The organism is Dyadobacter sp., assembly GCF_039919315.1.
Classification (GTDB): domain Bacteria; phylum Bacteroidota; class Bacteroidia; order Cytophagales; family Spirosomataceae; genus Dyadobacter.
Window position 1 is genome coordinate 98,185 of the sequence record NZ_JBDSFX010000021.1, and the last position, 20,057, is coordinate 118,241.

Annotated in this window: 17 protein-coding genes; 6 read left to right on the forward strand and 11 right to left on the reverse strand. The window is 42.8% G+C overall.

Annotated elements, in window-relative coordinates:
- Positions 1–18: 18 nt before the first annotated feature.
- The 5 genes from ABIO93_RS06135 to ABIO93_RS06155 form a co-directional block, all read right to left on the reverse strand.
- Positions 19–1,302 (reverse strand): OmpA family protein, encoded by a 1,284-nt coding sequence (locus tag ABIO93_RS06135; RefSeq protein ID WP_348065511.1) that lies wholly within the window; start codon positions 1,300–1,302, stop codon positions 19–21.
- Between the two features lie 45 nt (positions 1,303–1,347).
- Positions 1,348–2,496, reverse strand: coding sequence for a hypothetical protein (locus ABIO93_RS06140; protein WP_348065513.1), 1,149 nt, complete (start codon positions 2,494–2,496; stop codon positions 1,348–1,350).
- A 28-nt stretch (positions 2,497–2,524) separates the two neighbouring features.
- Positions 2,525–3,505, reverse strand: a complete 981-nt coding sequence (locus tag ABIO93_RS06145; RefSeq protein WP_348065515.1) for a hypothetical protein — start codon at positions 3,503–3,505, stop codon at positions 2,525–2,527.
- A gap of 74 nt (positions 3,506–3,579) precedes the next feature.
- Positions 3,580–5,034, reverse strand: coding sequence for a hypothetical protein (locus ABIO93_RS06150; RefSeq protein ID WP_348065517.1), 1,455 nt, complete (start codon positions 5,032–5,034; stop codon positions 3,580–3,582).
- Positions 5,031–8,714 (reverse strand): T9SS type A sorting domain-containing protein, encoded by a 3,684-nt coding sequence (locus ABIO93_RS06155; protein WP_348065519.1) that lies wholly within the window; start codon positions 8,712–8,714, stop codon positions 5,031–5,033. The genes ABIO93_RS06150 and ABIO93_RS06155 overlap by 4 nt, the downstream gene beginning before the upstream one ends.
- A gap of 136 nt (positions 8,715–8,850) precedes the next feature.
- Between ABIO93_RS06155 and ABIO93_RS06160 the strand changes: the two genes are divergently transcribed.
- The 5 genes from ABIO93_RS06160 to ABIO93_RS06180 are packed head-to-tail and all read left to right on the forward strand — an operon-like array spanning position 8,851 to position 13,343.
- The gene (locus tag ABIO93_RS06160) at positions 8,851–9,225 is read left to right on the forward strand and encodes a hypothetical protein (protein WP_348065521.1); all 375 of its coding nucleotides are present in this window, start codon (positions 8,851–8,853) and stop codon (positions 9,223–9,225) included.
- A 2-nt stretch (positions 9,226–9,227) separates the two neighbouring features.
- Positions 9,228–10,037 (forward strand): hypothetical protein, encoded by an 810-nt coding sequence (locus ABIO93_RS06165; protein ID WP_348065523.1) that lies wholly within the window; start codon positions 9,228–9,230, stop codon positions 10,035–10,037.
- A gap of 14 nt (positions 10,038–10,051) precedes the next feature.
- Positions 10,052–11,503: a serine/threonine-protein kinase gene (locus tag ABIO93_RS06170; protein WP_348065525.1), complete on the forward strand. Its 1,452-nt coding sequence runs from the start codon at positions 10,052–10,054 to the stop codon at positions 11,501–11,503.
- 13 nt (positions 11,504–11,516) lie between these two features.
- Positions 11,517–12,272: a pesticin C-terminus-like muramidase gene (locus tag ABIO93_RS06175; RefSeq protein ID WP_348065527.1), complete on the forward strand. Its 756-nt coding sequence runs from the start codon at positions 11,517–11,519 to the stop codon at positions 12,270–12,272.
- Positions 12,273–12,323: 51 nt separating this feature from the next.
- A complete protein-coding gene (locus ABIO93_RS06180) occupies positions 12,324–13,343 on the forward strand; it encodes a WG repeat-containing protein (protein WP_348065529.1) in 1,020 nt (339 codons plus the stop codon).
- A 12-nt stretch (positions 13,344–13,355) separates the two neighbouring features.
- Here the strand turns inward: ABIO93_RS06180 and ABIO93_RS06185 are convergent, their stop codons facing one another.
- The 6 genes from ABIO93_RS06185 to ABIO93_RS06210 are packed head-to-tail and all read right to left on the reverse strand — an operon-like array spanning position 13,356 to position 19,222.
- A complete protein-coding gene (locus ABIO93_RS06185) occupies positions 13,356–13,838 on the reverse strand; it encodes a hypothetical protein (RefSeq protein WP_348065531.1) in 483 nt (160 codons plus the stop codon).
- A gap of 26 nt (positions 13,839–13,864) precedes the next feature.
- Positions 13,865–14,677, reverse strand: coding sequence for a caspase family protein (locus tag ABIO93_RS06190; RefSeq protein WP_348065533.1), 813 nt, complete (start codon positions 14,675–14,677; stop codon positions 13,865–13,867).
- A 1-nt stretch (position 14,678) separates the two neighbouring features.
- A complete protein-coding gene (locus ABIO93_RS06195) occupies positions 14,679–16,280 on the reverse strand; it encodes a PP2C family serine/threonine-protein phosphatase (RefSeq protein WP_348065535.1) in 1,602 nt (533 codons plus the stop codon).
- Position 16,281: 1 nt separating this feature from the next.
- A complete protein-coding gene (locus ABIO93_RS06200; protein ID WP_348065537.1) occupies positions 16,282–17,004 on the reverse strand; it encodes an FHA domain-containing protein in 723 nt (240 codons plus the stop codon).
- 12 nt (positions 17,005–17,016) lie between these two features.
- Entirely contained in the window at positions 17,017–18,423 is a 1,407-nt protein-coding gene (locus tag ABIO93_RS06205) for a hypothetical protein (RefSeq protein ID WP_348065539.1), read from the reverse strand.
- A 16-nt stretch (positions 18,424–18,439) separates the two neighbouring features.
- Positions 18,440–19,222: an FHA domain-containing protein gene (locus ABIO93_RS06210; RefSeq protein ID WP_348065541.1), complete on the reverse strand. Its 783-nt coding sequence runs from the start codon at positions 19,220–19,222 to the stop codon at positions 18,440–18,442.
- A gap of 164 nt (positions 19,223–19,386) precedes the next feature.
- Here ABIO93_RS06210 and ABIO93_RS06215 point away from each other — a divergent pair, with 164 nt between their 5' ends.
- Complete coding sequence (locus ABIO93_RS06215; RefSeq protein WP_348065543.1) at positions 19,387–19,995, forward strand: hypothetical protein; 609 nt, start codon at positions 19,387–19,389, stop codon at positions 19,993–19,995.
- The last annotated feature ends 62 nt before the right edge of the window (positions 19,996–20,057 follow it).

Below are 20,057 nucleotides of genomic sequence, written 5' to 3' on the forward strand. Positions count from 1 at the left end.
TTTGGCAAAGTGTTAGCTCTATTTCAAAATCCTTAACTCGACACGACGGTTTAAAGCCTTGGTCTTTTCTTCATCGTTTGAAAATTCAGGTTGTTCGCCACCTCTCGCCTTCCATTGCAACTGATTTTTAGAGGCTCCATGGCTCACAAGATAATTAGTAGTAACCTTCGAACGGTATTCGGAGAGCGTCATGTTCCTGGTTCGATCTCCGATATTATCTGTGTGCCCAATGATTTCTATTTTAGATTCGGGATTTTGCAACAACCAGATAGCAAGAGAGTCCAACGTCTGTTTAGATTCTTGCCTGAGCTCATAACTGCTTTGGTCAAAGTATATGGTTCTCCCGATTGAAGCGACAAATGTAGTGGGTTCAATACCAGGGGATTGTGGACGAGCCGGAGGTGTTATTAAAGTTTGTGTAGCCGTCTGGTGCTCAGGCAGCACAAGCTTGACAAGGAGAAGTCCATTGGTTGATGGGAGAGTGGAAGAAAACGGTTTACTGTTACGAATATTGGAAGTAACCGTAATCTTGTGTTGTGCACCCGGTTTTATTGTTGCAAAACCATGCGACATATCGAGCATTTTTGCAGTTAGTTTCTTTCCTTGTTCTTCCAGAATCTCGGTTTTGTATTTGTAGTTAATGTCGATTGGATCAATGGAAAATGCCAGAATTGAGGTCACTTTGCTCATAGCTATTTCATATATGGAGCTGCTGTTGTCAATACGATCTATAATTAAATTTCCATTGTACGGCTGGTAACCATTCACGGTGGCTACTAAGCCAATAATATCTTCATGAGTAAAAGTTATTTTTGATTCTTTTGACTGAGTCTTTGTCCCCGAAACGAAGCAATTTTTCGCCCCGCTTTTTGTATAGTAAAGACAAATTTCACCTTCGATATTTTCCCTGGTTTGGACATCGACCAACTTAAAAAGTCTCGTTACTTTTTTGTCAATTTTAGATGAGTCTGAATTATTGAGTACCAGATCTTTTTGCTCTGACTGGAAGTAAGGACGATCGTTAGTTTGTTTGTCTACCGGAAATAAGCTTAGCTCAAAAAAATATTTTCCATCCTTCCCTGTTACCGGCATGGACACAGTCCGAAATCCCTGCTTTTCCACCACAAGCGTAGTGATGTCACATGGTGCCTGAAGTGAAAATGTTCCCTTCTCATTACTTTTGCCGATCGCTAGCTTTCGGCTCTCGGTTCTGACACTGAAACTGGCGCTGATGGGTTTATTGTCAACCGCATTGAAGACAATACCATTAAACGTAAAACATTGACCCCATGCATTTGGCATCTGGACTAAGAATATAATTAATATTAAAAGTCGCCTGTGCATCCGTTATTGACTTACATTGATAGAAATATTCCCCATCAAAACTTCAAATTTGTCCTGTCTAAGCCCGGCAACTGTTTTTTCATATGGTTGAAGCTTTATTTTCTGACGTTTTTGCGTCAAATCCTGAAAATTATTAGTTGAAAAAGTTTGAGAATATTCCGCTATACCCCAGAAGTTGCCTTGATCATCTGGCTCAAATTCCTGCACAAAATTGATTTCAGCGTAAGTAATATTAACTTTTGAATAATTTAGTCGGCTTAATCTGGTAAGGTACTCTTCCACATTTCGTTTGGTTTTGCTATTTGGGTTGTTTACTGCTGAGACTTCCACAGTTGCGTCTTTTACAAACATTTTGACGGCCTTTTGAATTGCCTTATCTTTTTCGCTTCTGCTTCTTCTAGTATCCACAATGTTATTGAGTAGCGCCGCCAGTTCGAGCATCTTATCTTCGGACTTTGCCATGTATGTTTTTTGTTCATCTGACGTAAGTCTTTTCTTTTCTCTTTCTGGAACAGCCGCGGTTTCAGTGGGCCTGGCTTCGGGAATCGCGGCAGTCGTTGCCGCCGGTCTCACGACGGGGACCGGAATCGGTTCAGTTTTCTTTTCCTGTGTCCTGACTCTTGTAAAGTCCTTTTTCATAACTGATAAATTATCAGCTACTTCCGGTAGGTCCCGAAGCATTTCGTGCGTTCCATTGCGACGTAGTATTGCAAACAAATTCTCTTTATTGATAGACGCCGATTTGCCATCCAGGGTAAGATAATTAACAACTTCCTCTAACTCATTGCTAATACTACAGGCTATTACTTCTTTGGGAGATGCTTTAAATAGTATGTCGTTCAACGGTCTTGTAGCAGATGTTGCGGAATAGAATTCCTGAATTTCAATCTGTGCTTTGGCTGGATCTTTGGAAATATTTTTTTCGGTTAAGTAGTCTCCTGACTTACTGAAGAAAATGACAAATTTATCTCTCAAACCGACATAGCGGCTTCCGTTTTCAAGAATTGTGTTTATTTTTTCATCGTCGGCTGATTCAATTCTGCCTTTGATTTTGGTCCCTGTCGCGAAGTAAATACTCTCTTCTCCCTGCCCCTGAGCCAGCGAAAATGTGTAACAAAGCAGACCAACAATCAGAAAGTATAATTTTTTCATAATAGGCTCTATCTAATTTTGCTTAAATCTATTTCTTCATTTTAAATCTCCAAATCTGATATTTGGATACCTTGGCACCCCGGTCTGAACTGAAATAAATGTAATCGTCTACTGACCAGTAAGGGGCGAAATCACTGGATTTATTAAGGGTGTACTGCCGTAGATTTTCACCATTAGTATCGACTACATATATATCGGAATCTTGCTTGTTTTTCTTGGTTAGTTGGAAAATGACATTTTTCCCATCGGGGCTCCAGTTGGGATTGGTTGCATATCCCAAATTCACATCTGTAATTTGCCGTGGCGAGTCACCTTCGGTTGACATGATCCAAATTGTGCCGGTTTCTTTTGACCTGCTTTTATCCAGATCGTACTTGACAAAAACAATATTTTTACTGTCGGCTGAAAACTTAGGAAAGCTCCCTTCGCCGATCATTTTCAATTCTTTGGTTTTTAAATCCTTTATCCAGATTTGATTTTTCTTAACAGAAACACCACCAGCAGCTTTACTTGTCCTTTGATTGATAACGGCGTAAGTTTTAGGCGTAGCACCTCTCTCAAAAATAATCAGGTTTCCATCCGATGACCATGAAGGATTGTATTCGTCTTCGTCATCGGTGTTTGTAACCTGAGTAATCGCTTTTCCTTTCGCTGCATCGATATAGTAAATATCGAAATTGGTCTTATCAAAAGTTTGAAATACGATGCGGTTATTTGCACTACAATAGGCGGGATTCAGTATGATATTTTTACCGGCCGTTTTCTGAATTACAGCCTTGGTAAGAACCTTTTCTTTCATATAGATATTATAGGATGCATCCTCTTCCCTGGAAACGTATACCAAATTTTCTCCAAGGTCCCCGCCATTCGGATACAAAGAGGGTTTCTCCGAATCACTGATCTGAGTTAGCGTTTCAAAACTTTCACCATCGGACGTTTTCTCGTACATTTTTGGCGAACAGGCCAATATGAAGAAACCTGGCAACACACAAAAAATTAATCTTTTCATAAATTTGAGATATTGGATGGTTTTGATTGAATGCATTTGCAATTCTTCGAACTGGATAATTAAACTTAGCGATCCTACAACATTTTAACTTCGATGCTTTTCAGGATAATCCCGTCATTAATTGCTGAGGACTTGAAATAGACACCAACATTCCAGATTTTCGATTCCTTGGTTGGATCAGTCCTTGCAAATTTGTCAAAGTTGACAGCATCGTTACCCCTCAGATATTTCAAGGGCTCACCATTTACGGTATACTGCTTTCCATTGTAGTCGCTTTTGAAAGAAATTTTTAGTTCGCTTTGCTTGATTTCCAGAGGTAGTTGCCGTACCCCTGTCATATATTTTTGGGTGATTCCAAATTTGACGGAATTTACTTCGAAGCTTTTTTTCGCAGTATTTATTTTTAAATATGAATAGTTGTCTTTGTCTATATATTCCCAAATGATCCCAAATTCCGTCATTGGTCTTTCAGTTGCCAAGTCAAAAACAGCGACTATTTCGAAGTGTTTTGTGCTGAAATCGTAATTGATAGGCATTTGGAAAGTACCTACTTCTCCTTTTTCGCCTACTGCCTTGATTTGGAAACCTGCGGGTGTTTTTTTGAGACTTGTCGAAAAGAAACTTTTGTTGGTAAACTTCCACTGGCCTCCGGGCTCACATGTGAAATCCTGAAAATAGACTTCGTGTACCAAACCGCCCTCTGTATAATGTAAAGCTTTGCTTACAGGGCAGTTGTCAATCAGATCGACTTCGGATTTTAATTTCCCATTTTCATATTGAAGTTGTTTGACGGCCTCCTCGCGATTTGTCTTTGGGTTGAAAGCTCCTTTTATCAATCCTATTTGTTTACCATTGGCATCCAGAATATAGTCACTGAAAGCTTTTTTTCGCCCGGCGTTGTCAAATGTTGTCTCTCCGACCGGGTCTCCATTTGCGTTGTGTTTTATTTCTTTTACTACTTTCTTTTTAATATAGGTACGAGAAACATAAGACCCGTTTTCATCATAAAACTTACAAACGCCATTATAGTCGGTATTCCGCTCCTCATATATATTTTCGTACTTATTATATTGCCCCTCAAACTTCAATTTGTCGCTGGCAACATAGAAGTCCTGGACAGTTCCCTTTGGCTGGTTGGTGGCGCGGTCGAATTTGACCAGACGATAAAAATAAGGATTCTCTTTGATCGATGTTTTGGCTAATCTTTTGCTGAAATATACTGTGCTGATTGCCTCAGGATCAACATTTGGTTTAGTGTCTGATGAAGGTTTGGGAATGGCGGGCTTGGCTGGAGGCGGCGCAATTTCGCGTTTATCAACCTTTGCAATGTCCTTTGCCGGGCTATTTACGATCTCCTCTTTTTTCTTTTCTTCTTTGGCTGGCTTCTCCGGAAGCGCTTCAAAAAATGGAAAAGTATTGACCCGTTTAAGCTCACTCTTTGCTGAAATAAGCGATGGAAGCTTATTTTGGGCATAAGTGCAATGCACCTTGGCTAAAAGGACCAATAAAAGAAGGGCTTTGCTTTTCATTGCAGCTTCACAAATTTTTTGTTGCTCTTCTCTTTTCCCTGACTGATTTCAAGAAAGTAAACCCCGCTGGGAAGATTGTCAAGCGGGTAGATTTCTAGTCGATTAGTCTGTGAAATCTTTCTGAGTAATTGACCTTCGGTATTTCTGAGGCTAATGATAGCCGGAATTCCGGTTCTTGAAGCTTGCTCGACCGTGATCGCCTCGCTTGTGGGATTTGGATAGATTTTCCATTGTGTATCAAAGGATGGATTAGCTGCTGTAATCCGGTCGACGAAATAGGCGAAAGAGAATTTCGTTCCACATTCATTTCGATTGGCCCTGACTAAATAGCTTCCGACAGGGGCACCTAAATAGGTCTTCAATGTGGCGCCACTGATTGGTTCGTACCCTACCGAGTCATTTACTGAGGCTGCCAGACCTTCCTTATAATACCATTGATATTTCTTATCAATACTTTCGGTTGCCTCTAAACTTGTATAATCCAATACAATTATCCCGGGACGTGAGGGTTTCAATACGATTTTTTTGGGTGAAGAGGTCGCTTTACAGCCATCAGCTTCTATTTTTAGTGTGAATTCGGCCTCATTTTGATTTGCCAACGTATTTCCCGTGTATGTGGCATTTTTTGAAACGGTAACATTATTTCCAGAATCTCCCTTCCCTGATTTAATAATATTACCATCCTGGAACCATGTATAAGTTAGTTTCGGCGAGAAGCGGGCCTGCGAAAACTGAGCCTGCAATTTGATAGACCTATCTTCGCATATAGGTTCAATCGTTTCTGGTATAATGTTTACCGAAAAGGAGGTTAATGCTTCGATTGCTATCTTTTCAGGAGATTTGGCAGTACAAGTATTAAACTGGGCTGTTGCGTAGTAGGATCCGGTTTGAGATGGTTTATAAGGATTCTCAGTATTGTTGCCGGGAGCTTCAGTTCCATTTTCAAGGTACCATTTAATGTTTGCGGTGCTCAGGTTAGATACTGCTTTGAGTTCAACAGGCAGGTTATTGTCGCCGCTACAAATAATGATAGGTTCCGTTTTGCCAGTGGGCTCAAGCTTGACTAATAACTCTTCCTCACGAGGGGACACACTTTCAGTCACTTTACAGGCTCCTCTGGTAAATGTCACAGTATAAGAGCCAGCGTCGAAGACGACGTAATTGGTTGGACTGCTGCCAACTTTACCGTTCCCGCTCCAAGAATAGGTTATACCCGCGCTACTGTCGGCAAGTGCGGTCAGCGTTAATCCCTGTTCTTTGTTACAAATTATCGCTGGATTTGGTGTGATTTTAGGGTTTTTGATCTCCGGATCGGCCAGAACTCGGATGGCTTGGGGTGTGGCATCTTTCGCTGCGCACCCACTATTGGTCAGGGTCATTTTTAACGAATAGCTGCCCGAACCGTTGATGGAGAGGTTTGGCCCGGTCTGACCTGTCAACGGTACCGTTGCATTCGCACCACCAAACCATTCGTAGGTGAAATACTCGGTAGTATTAGGGAAAACAGTCCCGGAAATGGCTGACTTGATCCCTGCACCTTCGCCCTGACAAATCCTTGCTTCTGTCGGCGACGATATGATCGTTGCTGCGGCTACCGCTATGACAGGCGTAAATGCTCCTGATTGAACACTAATGGAGGCCGTTGCTGAGCAACTTCCGCGTGCCAAAGTTACTGTATACTCGCCGGCCTGGCCTGCTGTCCATATGGGGGCATTGCTGTTTGCCACTCCTTGCCACGAATACACTATGCCGTCCAGGGACGCATCAGCAGATGCAGTCAGCTCTATTGATGACTCACTACCGCCACAAATGATAGCCCGGGTCTTGCTGGCTGGGGGGGTAATCTTAGCTCCGGCAATGCCAAGATCGGATTTGATTGTCAATTCTTGGGATATTTTTTTAGCGCAACCGGAATTTTTTGCTGTTATTTCCACCAGGAACTTGAAACTACCAGCCTCGGTGGGCAATGTGAGTGCAGACGAGTTGGTTCCAACACTTGTGCCATCCTTTTTCCATGCATAATCATATACTCCCTCGTTTTTGGTGTTAGCCGAAATCGTTATTGGTGAATTTGAGCAATAAGATGGCGGCGCTGCCGCAATAGTTGGGTCAAAATTATTGTCAAGAATTTCAATTACTTGTGTGTCTGTACAGGCTCCTCTGCTTAGCCGTACTGCATATTGCCCGCCTTGCCTGACAGTTATTTTTTGGGTTGAACCGAAATCCTTTCCGTCATGGGTCCAGTTATAGGTTAGGCCGCTGGGCATAGCGGTGAGCTCGATAGACGGTTGTTCGGGTGCGCCGCAGATTACTTTCTTATCATCGGGGGTAGAGATTTTCCCATCCTGGATAGGTGCGTCAAATTTTAGTGTAATCGAATTTGATGCTTCTTTGGCTTGACAGTTGTTGCCGCTAGGTTGTACATTGACCTTGTAATTACCAGATTGCTTTGCCTGAATAACCTGCCCCTCGCCAACGGCTTGACCCTCCCTTGTCCAGATGTAGCTGAAACTTCCATTCCCTTTGGGATCTACCGATAACTCTATTGATTGACCTTCGCATTTGGCAATGGTCTCTGGTCTGATAATGACAGGATCGAAAGTGAGGGCCTGTATGCTTATATCTGCGGATTTAGCGTTAGCGCAGACCTGGTCGCCGCCAGCAGAAACTGGTTGGGCGATTACACTATATGTACCTGTATTGTTAACTGAGATTTTTGCGCCATTTGCACCGTTGCTCCAGGAATAATTCACACCTACCTCGGCATTGGTAATCGTAAGTTCTGCTGATTCACTCGATGAGCATAACAGCGATTTATTTGATGATATTAGTGGTGTATTCGCGGCTTTACTAACATCAATTTCACGAAAACCTCCCCTATCCTCGCGCCCATTTATAATTTCCACAACCCTAAGTTTTATGCCGTTGAAATTACTCGTGAGATCACTCAGTTTAAAAGTGGAACTGAAATAGTTGCTATTGAAGGAGGTTGAAGAGGTGGTGATTGTCTGACCTAACAGTACAGTTTTCCCTTGTTCAATGTTGATACGATATGTGCGCTCTACCGGACTGTAAATCGTAACATCCGCGAAAATATTATCACTGCTGCACACTATGAAATTGCCATTATCCTGAGGCACTTCTTTTTTTGGTCCGCGAAGGGAAAAATAGATTTCCCACGAACGAAAATTGAATTCAGCCGGCGCGTAACCCTTACCGGTTTGCACCCCGTATAATTCGAAGTCCAGAGACCCGTAAATTTGGTCTTGATTTAAAGGGCTTGAATTGTAGTAGGAGCTGGTAAAGGTTATGCCCGCGTACGTATTGTCGTTAACAACAGGGCAGCTACTTACAAATATCCTGGAAAAACTGATTGTCAACTGATTGTTAATGACGCTAAAACCAGTGCTATATTGGGATACTTCAATAGCGCAAACACCATTCGCACACCCCGTTGAGGCAAAGGTTTCATTATATGTAATTAGGGCAGATGAAGCATTTAGTATCCTGATTTTTATATTAGAAAAGACGTAAGTTGGGTTACTGCAGCCTCCCCCTTCGGTCGACACGATTGATACATTTACCGGTGTGGCGACAAATTCCTGACCAATGCAGTATAAGCTGCTAAAAATAAACAGTAAGGAGATATATAATTTGTTGCAAATAAAACTTCTCTTCATACTAGGCTGGTTTTCAATACAAGATTACCCAAAAACCCAGAGCCGTAAAATACGTCAATTGACGTATTTTTTGTTTTTTCAGAATTGGCTTATTTGCATAAGATTGGAGAAAAATTCTTTATCAAGTGTTCTGTTAATGAAGCAAATGGGTCTTTCTAAAAACCAGTCATTCGCGCTTGCAATTACCTCATTGGGCCTGCTGTTTATTTTGAGCGGCTGCGGTTCTTATAAAGAAATTGACTTTCAGACGGAGCGGTGCAAACAGCAGCCGACCGGCAACATTAAAGTCACTGACAAAGGTCATTTCAGGTGGGAGTTCGAACTGGAGGGAACTGGTAAAAGTGTCGAGACAGAGAATTTTCGGACAGTCTGGATGATTGAGGGCACTTCGTTTGTCGCCCAGCGTGTCTCGTACCAGTTCGAAAGCAAGGGTGATCAAAAAATATCTGTCATCATGACCAACCGCTGTTTCATGCAAACGGCCAAGGAAATAACTATAAAGGTGAACTGAGTATGAAAGGAACGTTTTACGTTATTTGCTTTTTATCGCTATGCTTTTCTGTCGCTGCAATCTGCCAGCCTCGCGTCAGCAATGTACGTTTCGACCTGAACTCTAAGTCTAAATCTATCGAAATCAAATACGACGTATCGGAGATAAAAGATGCTGATTCTGTATACATCCAGGTAAATGCAGTGAGACGGGGAGCTATAACACCCAGAAGTATGACAGGAGACTTTGGAAAAAACATCAGATCTGGAAAAAATAAGAAGATTGTCTGGGATTTCTTTGCCGACAGCCTGAAAATTAACGACGATCTGGTTATCAAAGTGAATGTATTACTGGCCCCGTTGCCAATGATTGCTGCCGCTGATTCAGTCAGACGTAAACCTCCAATCGTGAAAAAGGAAAAGGTTAGCAGGGGAATCAATGGAATCGCCTTAGTTACGCTTGGTGCCGGGCTTGCTGCTGGTGGAGGAATGTATTATTTAAGTACAGTCCAAAAAAAACAGAGTGCTGAGGCTTATGAGGATTATAAACAGCGCAATTGGAATCATAAAAGTGATATCACATTGATTGGTAACGACCCCTATCTCAAAAATTTGGCAGACGCGGCACTGGACCAGGCTAAATCGGACTACAATAAAGCTAAGCGACAGCAAACTGTATCCAAGGCGCTGCTGTTTGGGGGGATCGCCATCGTGATTGCAGACGCTGTTTTCACGATTCCAATGCTTAAAAACCGGAAAAATAAAAGGGTAGGTCTTTATCTGGATGTAGATCCTGGGATGGTTGCCTCTGCTGGATTTCAAGTGAAGTTTTAAAATGATGAAATCACATGACCGCTGAAGACTTCTATTTACGCTTCGAATTTAATCCGGCTATTTCCGGGAACCTCCTGGGACGTGGCGGGTTTAGCAGTGTTTACAAAGTATATGATAAGGTACGGAAACGGTACGTTGCTATTAAGAGAAGTGAGGTTGGCGTCTTTGCTAAATTCGATCTCGAGCGCGAGGTAAAGCTTGCAAATGAAATCGAGCATCACCCCAACATTATCCGATACGAGAACGTGGAACGGATTAGTGACCGGGCTGGCGTCTATGATTATGCAATTTTGAAATATTACAGCGAAGGAAACCTTGACAACGTATTGAGCAGTTACAGCTTGACGGACAAAGAGAAAAGGCAAATTCTAACTGGCATTTTGAATGGACTTGCTCACTTGCATAAAGTACCCATTATCCACCGCGACCTCAAAGCTGCGAATGTGCTGATGGATCGGGATCCGCAAGGCAACTGGATGCCTGTCATCGCTGATTTCGGACTTAGCCGTATGGTGGATGCGGATATGAGCTACGTTCTGAATAATTCGCAAATTGCCATCACACCCAATTATGCATCTCCCGAGCAATACGCAGAAAACGACGCGCTGCGGCCTAATACCGATTTGTGGGCCTTTGGAGTAATGACTTATAAGATGATGATGGGCCGACTGCCTTTCCGGGTGGATGGTGAAAATGCGGAGAAGGACACATCGCATAGGATTCGGACCTTGGTGCTGGAAGGCAAACTACCAAACGATATCACGAACATTCAGGAACCGTATAAAACCATCATTCAGAGGTGCCTTGTCGTAAATCCTGAAAAGCGTATAAAACGTGCGGAGGATCTTTTAGTCCTTCTTGCAGAGCGGGAAAGCTTTCAACCTAAAGAGCCGATTGTGGGCTTTGATGGGAAAACGGAGGTGATGGGTAAGGAAATAAAGGCCGTATTTGATCCGCCTACCCAGATAAAAGTACCTACTAAGCAGGAGGTTGTTGAACCAGAACTTACCAGGCAAAAACCCAGAAATATGGGAAGAGTTGTATTATGGGCTGTGCTAATCGCACTTTTGACCGGGAGCTTTTATTGGGTTACCAGATATTTTGGGAAGCCGTCGGAGATTGTCGTAAAACCGGTAATTGTGGACAGTTTACCTCCGACTTTGGATACTGCTAAGAAGAAAATAGTCCCCATTGTTAAACCGAAGACAAACAAAAAACCCAAAATATCTAATCATGGGACAATGGAGGTTTACACAAAATACCATGATTTGAGGGTGTACATAGATGGTATTGCTCAGGCTAAAATTGCTCCGGCTGGTCGGAGAAGTACCTATGCATTGCCTGTGGGACAAGGTATTATCTTCAAGGTGGAATATGTCGAATTTGGTTTGACTCCCAATGCAGAGCCGTTAACTGTAAGTGCCGGACAGGTTTTTGAAAGAAACTTCACAGAAAAGTTGAATTAAACAATTTTGAAAAATGGGCCGCTATGATTTTACATACTACCACGAAATTGGGCATCAGGGACAAAGTTTAGTACCACATTATCCAGGAGGAAAGTCGGGTGTTACAATTGGCCCTGGATATGATATGTCTATGAGGAGTCCGGAACAAATCATTGCAGATCTGACCAGGGTAGGTGTTGACGAGGATATTGCGGTTGCACTTTCACAAGCATCCTCCAAGTCAGGCCCTGAGGCGCAGCAGTGGATCTCTCGGCAAGGTGGATTGTACATTACTGACGAGCAGCAAAAAGCATTGTTCGAGGAAGTATTGGTTCCTGAATATGAAGAACGGATGGTTTCTCAAATTAACGGTGTACTGCAAAACAGCGCTCATGGCACCAATGAACCAATTGATATCACCCAACTGTCTGTCCATCAGCGAGAAATACTGTTTGACTTTACCTATAATGCGGGCCTGAGCCGGTTTCCCACGTTAGTGGATGCCGTTTTAAATGAAGATTGGGAAATGGCAGCGGCACATTACGAACGTTTCTCAAACGACGAGCCTCTCACGTACCGTAACGAAATGTTTTATTCCACTTTTCTTTCTTCTGATGGGATCGAACAATATATCAACCTTGCTGTTGAACAGGAACCTGAGCTGTTTGAAATAGACGCACTACTGGACGGTATGATGTCCGAGGGCTTGGAAGATGAGTCTGATATTGCCCGGCACGATAGGGACAAAGACCTTGATATCGATCAGCTTTTGGACGAATCAGAATGGTAAATTGCTGTTGGATGTTTTTTGTTGAGTCTTTTTTAGTTGACTAGTTAAGCCATGCATTTTTTTTCGAACTATACCCGCACGCTTCTTTCTTTTGTTTTTGTATGCAGTTTCACCACTTTCGGATGGGCGCAGATAACTAGAAAAATTACGAAAGCGGATGAAAATAAAATTAAGAAGGAGGCGAGAGAACTGATTCAAAGTTTGGAGGAAGAGTATCTTTTTTTTCTAACGGAACCGTCGTCACAGCGGAGCAGTCGACTCGCTACGCTCACTATTCCCGGTGCTCAGAGATCTTTTTATGATGATAAAGTCGTCATTGAGAATGACTTTTATATTTCGGAAATAAACCATCTCGATAAAAACGAACGAGATAAATTAGTAGGAAATTATTTCGACTGGCTAGCGGAAAATTACGGAGTATACGACAACGGCGATGATCCAAATCAAGGTAAGTCAGTTAAAATTACGATTACCAAAGTTTCAAGAATTCAAGCTATTTCTGATCAGGATTCGATGTATGTTAATGTTGCTTTTGACATTCAATACGATGGTATAGCACGGAATAAATTTGCTTTCAAGCCAGCTGAACGGATTGCCGAATTGCGATTGGAAAGAGAAGGGAAAAATTGGAGACCTTATATCATGTCATTAAGATTTCTCAATCCGGACATTGGGGTTGAAAATAAATCAAGAAATGTACCTATTTTGGAGGAAACGCTAGGTGTGGACATCAAATTCGCTGACGTGATCAATACACCCGATATTAAAAATGTAAGTAGAAGCCCGTCGCTATTAAAAGCATTTAACGATAATGATTTGTGGGGTTTGCTCATTGATGAGGATAACGATAAAAGAGTGCTCTTGCAGCCTCAGTTTTGCGAAATTAACGAATTTGCCAATGGCCGATCTCTTGTATGCCTGGACGGTAAATGGGGTTGCATCGACACATCAGGCAAAATCGTTATTGAATGCATCTACGATTTGCCTTTTTCTTTTATTAAAAACAAAGCCCTGGTTCAGCTCGGCGGAAAGCCTTTGAACATTGATTTAAACGGAAAGGTGGTCAAATGACCTGCAAGCGGACTATTCGTACGCTCCAAGAAATATGGTCCGGTGCATAAAAAATTGAAGTTTGTCATGTTTGGTTGGATTCCAGACCTGACGGATTGTTTTATCTCCTTGCGTCCTGGCCGCACCTCCTCCATACATCAACGGCGCATTATTTTGGCCAACTTTTGGAAGCACCACTGCCACATGACCATTATTTTGCCCGTAGTCTGCGGCCGTCATTGCCGCAATCACTAGTCTGCCCTGGCCAGCATGTCTTTTAGCTGATTCCAATGCTTCGGTCCCTGTTCCCAACTTCTCCCAGACACTTAAAAAATTTCCGTTTTGCGTAAGTGAATTAAGTTCGGCAATAATCCCGTCAGCATCCTTTTCTGGTATGTTAATGCCGAGGCTCCTTCCCAAAGATTTTAGAAAACCAGAGCAATTACCGCTATTCGGTGTGTCGGCGAGGTAACTGCTGTTATAGGCATTTTCTAACTGAGTGTTTCCGGCTCCCATTTGTTTAATTGTTTGAATTTATGATGTTATTTTAAATACGCCAATGGCAGATCCCTGGAAAATTTCCCGTACATGGTTGGGATTTGTTCAGGTTGTTCGGGATTGTTTTTTTTAGAGTAGGCCCTCACTTTCAAATTAACATATTTGTAAAGTTCCAGTGCGGTAATTTGGCTGTCCTTATTGGCATCAGCCTCTCCATTGAGTGCCTTTAATAAATAAAATGTAAAAACCCCCTGGCCTAATTTCACATATTCAGAGGATAACTGGTTGGCCAGCGAGGACAAAAAAACAATGACATTCGCATTGGAGGAGTCATGAATTCCTTCGCCCGTCGGGAAATTTTGCATCTTAATCGTACCAGACTTGCAAGCATCCGCAATGCATAATTTCAAGTTAGATCGCGATTCCCGGAAACCCTGCTTGATCTCTTTATGAGTTAGCACGGGTTTAATGCCGCTGCTTTCATAAGGAAGAAATACCCCCGAATTTCCGTGGCCGGAGAAATAGAATATGACCTGATCTTCGGGGCTGGCACCACGGAAAAGCTGCATAGCGGTAAGAATGTTTTCTTTGGTAGCTTTTTCATCTACCAGAAGAATTATATTTTCCCGGGGGACATTTTGTCCGCTTGGGTTAATAAGATAGTTGTAAAATAGCTGAGCATCCCGGCTGGCAAAACGCAGGTCTCCCGAGTCAGACTGGAACTTCTGATAATTTGAAATGCCAACTACAACTGCATAAGTGGTGGCAGCATGAACAAAGCAGGGCCAAAATATTAGTTGAAAAAACACAAAAATGGCTGATCCGATAATCGTTACCGGCTGCTTGGACCTCATCATGTTACTTTTCTTTTTTTTGCGATTCGGATACAGGTACCAACTCATTACTGGCCTGGTCAGTAAGTTTTTCTTTCATGTCTTTCACGGACAGATTTACCTTTTTGCCGGTAGTGTTTTCAATTTTGTTTTTTTGACCGTTTATGAAATACACCGTTTCGTTCGTACCAATATCCACGCTGTCGATATTACCTATACGCTTGTCCGGTATGGACAAATACAGATAACTTTTTTCGCTTCCCGGAAAGCTGTAATAATGTAATACGTTTGGAATACTTAACAACTGTTCGTACTTGATCTTGGTTTTTCCTCCTTTTTGCGGTTCTATGGCATAAAATTCGTCTTTCTGCTTCACCAATGTGAACTTATAGGATTTCGATTCCGCCAGTACATCAGACTGGGCATTGGTCTTGCTTTCAACTTGTTCTTTAATGGCCTCCGGTTTTTGTTTAGTGAGGGTTTCTGAGCCCTTTTTTTCTTGCTCTGATTCGATTTTTATAGTTTCAGGGACTTTTACCTCCTGCACGGCCTGAGTGGGCGAAACTTTACTCCGCTGATATAGCATTCCCGCCGCAGTGGCCATTATTCCAATGAAAATACCAATGGCGTATGGCAAAAGTTTAAGCTTCTTGCTTTTAGGAGCCGGAGTAGGAGGGGTTTGCCTGAATATAGAAGGTGGGTCGGGAGCCGCATTGATCTTCGGTACTACCGGCCGCGAAAATTCTGTTGGCGAGTCATGTTCGTAGTTATTTCGAAAATCGGGATTGCGAACAGGCTGCGCTACCGGCACCACCGGGGCATCTTCCACTGGCGGCAAGATAACCCTGAAAGCGGGAGGTATGCTTCCTGAAACAGCCTGAATCCGGATCAAATAGGCAGAAAAGTTATCCCGCGTTTTTCCCGCACATTCCAGCCGGATATTTTCAAGTTTTTCAGAATCGGAAATGTTATTGTCTTCGGTTTCACGCAAATGATAAACAAGCAGATCATCATAGATCAGTTCAAGGACACCATCCGTGCATAGAAAGAAATAATCCCCTGCGATCACATCATTAATGATCTTCACGTCGGGCGTATCATTCCGGTCCGCAGAAATTACTTTGGTAATCACGTTTCTTTGAGAATGATTTTGCGCTTCCTGTTCGGTAATGTGACCTTCCTTAACAAGCTCATGCACCAATTTATGATCATCACTCACTCTGATCACCCTTCCCTTCCTGATCTGATAAATCCTGCTATCCCCGAGATGTGCTATCGTAGCACCTGCTTCATTGAAGTGAACGAGCGTCAGGGTCGTCGCCATCCCGCTCGTTTCTTTATCCTCCGATTCCTTTTCGTTGAATTGATCAGTAGTAAATTTGAGCGCGTTTTTAATGTAGATATCATCAGCGACATCAACAGGGTTGTTTTCAAAGAATGTGTTCAAAGACTCGCAAGCCAGCAAGCTCGCAACTTCTCCCTTGTGCTGGCCTCCAACACCATCGCAAACAAGGAACAACCTGGCATCTTTGTGTACAGCATTTAGGGGAGGAAAAATGGAATCCTCGTTATTGGTACGCTGCCCTACCTCTGTAAATCCTGTTGGCTGATAAATATCTACTTTCATTTTAATGCTTGATGATTACAGTTGGGCTATATTCAGAATCTTTAACAAGTCGGGTTGCGTCGTCCGAATTGGCAACCGTACGTATCGTTTTGATCACCATTTTTGTTTGTCCCAATTGAATGGTATCACTGTCGTTGAGATAAACTACATCGTTTGGCTGAAGTCCTTTTTCAAAAGCATTAACGAATGTGCCATTTGTACTCATATTTTGCGGTACGCCATTACTCATTTTGCGGTCGGAAACCAGGTAATCATATCCACCTGACCGAACTGGCTTTACTTCGAGAATGCAATGGTTGCGGCTCATAAAGACATCCTGTGTGATGATCATTATATCACAAGGCGTCGCACTGTTATGTCGCCCGATAATCTGTCTGCCGATTTTCAGGGGATAAGTTTGCAACGGTGCATTTTCATCATGTACTACCAGCCAGCCCACGTCAGTTTTGCCCGATGTACTTTTTGCATTGTCCTGATCAGTGCCGGAGGTGCGTGATGATTGCATTCCAGGGTTAACAACTGGTCTGGGATTGGGTGCCGGGGTGGGGTTGTTTGGTCTTGGCGGGGGAGTAATGATGGGCTGAGGTGCTTTGGCAGCCTTTTCTTGCTCGTTGCCATTCAAAACAACGGGATTAGGATAGCCACAGTTACCACACTTGACGATCAGACTACTTGCATTACTGATTGTTAACCTGGTGTTACACTTTTTACAGGTAATTTCCATTCTATTAAAATTTTATCCGATAAAATCTTCGGCCGCCTCTGCATTGTTGTTGAAGTAATGATCTTCATTCGTATCTGAATACGCATTTAAATCTCCCGTCTCCAATTGATCGGAAGTAGTTTCATCTGCTAATTCATCCTCGGGATCGCGGTCCGCATCAAAATCGGGTGTTTCTTCATCGCCGCTGCTATATAAATTTGCTGAGGAATCTTCTTGTTCGTATACCGTCATTGGCTGCATAGGTTCCAGTTTCATGGACTGCAGGCTTTGGGCGTCAGCATTATATACGAAGCTGGTTTCCACCTGTCCATCATTATCCAGGTCTAATGCGACGAACGGCGACTCGTTTTCCCGTTTCAATGAGATCACGTCTACAAGTGAATCCTTATCAAGGTCTATTCCTACAACATAGCTTCCATTTTCTTGTATGATCGTAACAGGAAGATCGTGAGAATCCTGCGCATACGCCCCCACAACATTTCCAAATACACTTCCGCTCTCCATCTCCGGGATCTGATGCACATCGGCTAATGTGAATGAGGTTTTTTCCAAAGCAGCTGTTACGACCTGTCCGTTCTCATCCATGCTGTATCGGGTGTCCAGCAGCTTATCGCCATCCGTGTCCATCATCACAATGGGTGCATTACCCTTTGCATGAGCGATCAAAACTTCGGCAATTCCATCCTCATCCTTGTCAATACCAGTCCAGGTAATTTCGCCGCGCTCTGCTACAACCACATGGTTATCTATCACCGGGTCAGGTTCAGGGATAACGGGGTCCAGGATCGGCTCAGTTGCTTCTAACCAGATTTCCTTTTGCTCATCCGAAAGATCGCTCCATTCACTTTCCCTGAAAGTACCGTAATATGTATTGTTCCAAACAAAAAGACCGCCCGGACCTACTTCCGACCTTGCGGAATTGAATGCAGATTCAAAAGGCATATCGTCGGTTACATTGGTAGCAACCTCCAATTCGTCGGGCATTGTAAACAAGGCGTGAGAATTTCCTCCTGTATTACCACTACTTGTGTGTGTAGTCTGGTGCGAAGTTTTGTGGCTAATTATTTCAGGTTTATCCTTTCCGGCGGGTTCGGTATCAACGGCACCGCCGTTTGTCTCTATTTTGGGAGTCTCCAGTATAGGTTTTTCGATCTCTATATTTTGATCCACATCAGGAGCCCCGGCTTCCGTGCCATTTAATCCCACGATCACGATGGTACCCAAGCCCATGGCTAACACACCTCCTGCCGCCAGCGCGATTTTTTCCTCCTTGCTTAATATTTTGATAGTTGGCTTTACAAGAGTAGGAATTGGTATGGCCGCTTGCGCGGGTGCGGGCGGAGTATCTCCGGCAGAGGCATGCATATCTTTTGCCCGGTCGGCAAATAGTTGGGTCTTTTCAAAGTCAATGGGATTCATAATGCCTCCTATTTATTTAGTCGTTTATTAAAACCTTTTTACAACTTCTGCAATTCTTTATCTGAACCAGCACCGGGAAAGGGTCAGTGAGTTTTACTCGGCAATGTGGACAACGATAGTGGATGTCGTATTGCTCTGTCATTTTGGTGATGTTCAGCTCGCGCTTTTCAAGAGCATATTTTTTTGATTTTTGGAAAGACCAGCCTGCAAGCAGCATCGAAATAACGGAGCCGATTACAGAAATATATGTGAATTCCTTTGGAACAAAAGCGGCTGACCCGGCGCACAAAGCTGCAAATGGAATCCCCAACGATTGGTATCGCGCATTAAGCGCTTCATTGCGTTGAATTTCTTCCAATTGTGCTCTTTTTGCAATATACTCTTCATATATCCTTTGTAAACGCTTCTCTTCTGTTTCCTCGATGGCCTTGAATGTCTCGTGGAATCTGACTGCTGGCCGGGAAACTGGCGTGTCCTTGTTTAAGTCAATTTTCGGCTTTACTTGTTCTTTAATCGAATGTGTATTTTTTTGAGTTTCAGCCAATTCATTAATCTGATTCCATGGCAGAGGTGTGCTGCCAAAAACGACCTGATTTTTTGGGGTGACCTCTTTCCTCAAAACCCTTTGTCCATCCACAAAGGTGCCGTTCCGGGATCCGAGATCCTGAATTTCCCATGTATTTGTCTGTGGCTCTTTAAGTGTAAGCACCGCGTGATCTCCGCTCACATCAGCACCAGGCAAAACGATCGTGTTGCCCTGTTTCCGGCCAACTGTCACCCGCTTTGGTTGGTTACTCATATACAATCACTTAGCAGCGAATTTTCGATAGCATATTGCAAATATGAGATATATAGTATTTCGATAAAATACGTCATTTGACGTATTTTATTCGTGTATTTTCCTCTCTAACATTGTGGGGAAGTTGCTGGACTTCAAGAAGAACATTCACTCAGGATACCTTCATGATGCATAACGAAAATGACGGAAATTTTAGCGAAGAGGCGCGGAGATCTTTTAGTGGACTTAGAGCAAAAAAAGAGGAAATAAAAAAAAACACTCTTCTTTATAAATTCACTGATAGTGACGTTTTTTTCTGGGCGACCAAGAGAAACCCGGTAACCAAGTTTTACGATTTTCAGTACCACGAAACAGGCGAAAAAAAAGGCCAGCCATTAATTGTTGCATCTCAGTATTGGGGCACGATGGATGATTTGAGAAACATACTAATTTATTCAAAAGAGACAAACAGATCGCTCCTGAGTTGTATCAGGCAGCGTAATGCAGTTTTGCACAACTGGAATGGTTTGAACTCGCTTTTAGTGGTGAGACTTAAAGAGACAGTTTGGGGTTGGACCGGAAATATTGGCCCGCAAACGGAGAAAAATTATGTCGGTTATAAAAGCCGACCAGGTGTTTCGGCTCCTATAAATCTATTCGGCGGAGCAGATCAGGTTTGCATACCTCGACTAGAACGCAATCACATTGAAGATGTAATCAGTGCTGAAACTGTTTACGTAAGGGACCCGATAGATGATATAATTAATTTTCTAAAAAGCAGTGGTTTGATATGACGTCTATCTATAACATATCACTGTGAAGCATATTCAGGTTTAGATAAAAGCCAAATTTTTGT

Coding starts and splice junctions, on each gene's coding strand:
- ABIO93_RS06215 (WP_348065543.1), top strand. CDS start 19,387: ATGATGCATAACGAAAATGACGGAAATTTTAGCGAAGAGGCGCGGAGA.
- ABIO93_RS06135 (WP_348065511.1), bottom strand. CDS start 1,302: ATGCCAAATGCATGGGGTCAATGTTTTACGTTTAATGGTATTGTCTTC.
- ABIO93_RS06160 (WP_348065521.1), top strand. CDS start 8,851: ATGAAGCAAATGGGTCTTTCTAAAAACCAGTCATTCGCGCTTGCAATT.
- ABIO93_RS06140 (WP_348065513.1), bottom strand. CDS start 2,496: ATGAAAAAATTATACTTTCTGATTGTTGGTCTGCTTTGTTACACATTT.
- ABIO93_RS06155 (WP_348065519.1), bottom strand. CDS start 8,714: ATGAAGAGAAGTTTTATTTGCAACAAATTATATATCTCCTTACTGTTT.
- ABIO93_RS06200 (WP_348065537.1), bottom strand. CDS start 17,004: ATGGAAATTACCTGTAAAAAGTGTAACACCAGGTTAACAATCAGTAAT.
- ABIO93_RS06150 (WP_348065517.1), bottom strand. CDS start 5,034: ATGAAAAGCAAAGCCCTTCTTTTATTGGTCCTTTTAGCCAAGGTGCAT.
- ABIO93_RS06210 (WP_348065541.1), bottom strand. CDS start 19,222: ATGAGTAACCAACCAAAGCGGGTGACAGTTGGCCGGAAACAGGGCAAC.
- ABIO93_RS06180 (WP_348065529.1), top strand. CDS start 12,324: ATGCATTTTTTTTCGAACTATACCCGCACGCTTCTTTCTTTTGTTTTT.
- ABIO93_RS06175 (WP_348065527.1), top strand. CDS start 11,517: ATGGGCCGCTATGATTTTACATACTACCACGAAATTGGGCATCAGGGA.
- ABIO93_RS06165 (WP_348065523.1), top strand. CDS start 9,228: ATGAAAGGAACGTTTTACGTTATTTGCTTTTTATCGCTATGCTTTTCT.
- ABIO93_RS06195 (WP_348065535.1), bottom strand. CDS start 16,280: ATGAAAGTAGATATTTATCAGCCAACAGGATTTACAGAGGTAGGGCAG.
- ABIO93_RS06190 (WP_348065533.1), bottom strand. CDS start 14,677: ATGATGAGGTCCAAGCAGCCGGTAACGATTATCGGATCAGCCATTTTT.
- ABIO93_RS06185 (WP_348065531.1), bottom strand. CDS start 13,838: ATGGGAGCCGGAAACACTCAGTTAGAAAATGCCTATAACAGCAGTTAC.
- ABIO93_RS06145 (WP_348065515.1), bottom strand. CDS start 3,505: ATGAAAAGATTAATTTTTTGTGTGTTGCCAGGTTTCTTCATATTGGCC.
- ABIO93_RS06170 (WP_348065525.1), top strand. CDS start 10,052: ATGACCGCTGAAGACTTCTATTTACGCTTCGAATTTAATCCGGCTATT.
- ABIO93_RS06205 (WP_348065539.1), bottom strand. CDS start 18,423: ATGAATCCCATTGACTTTGAAAAGACCCAACTATTTGCCGACCGGGCA.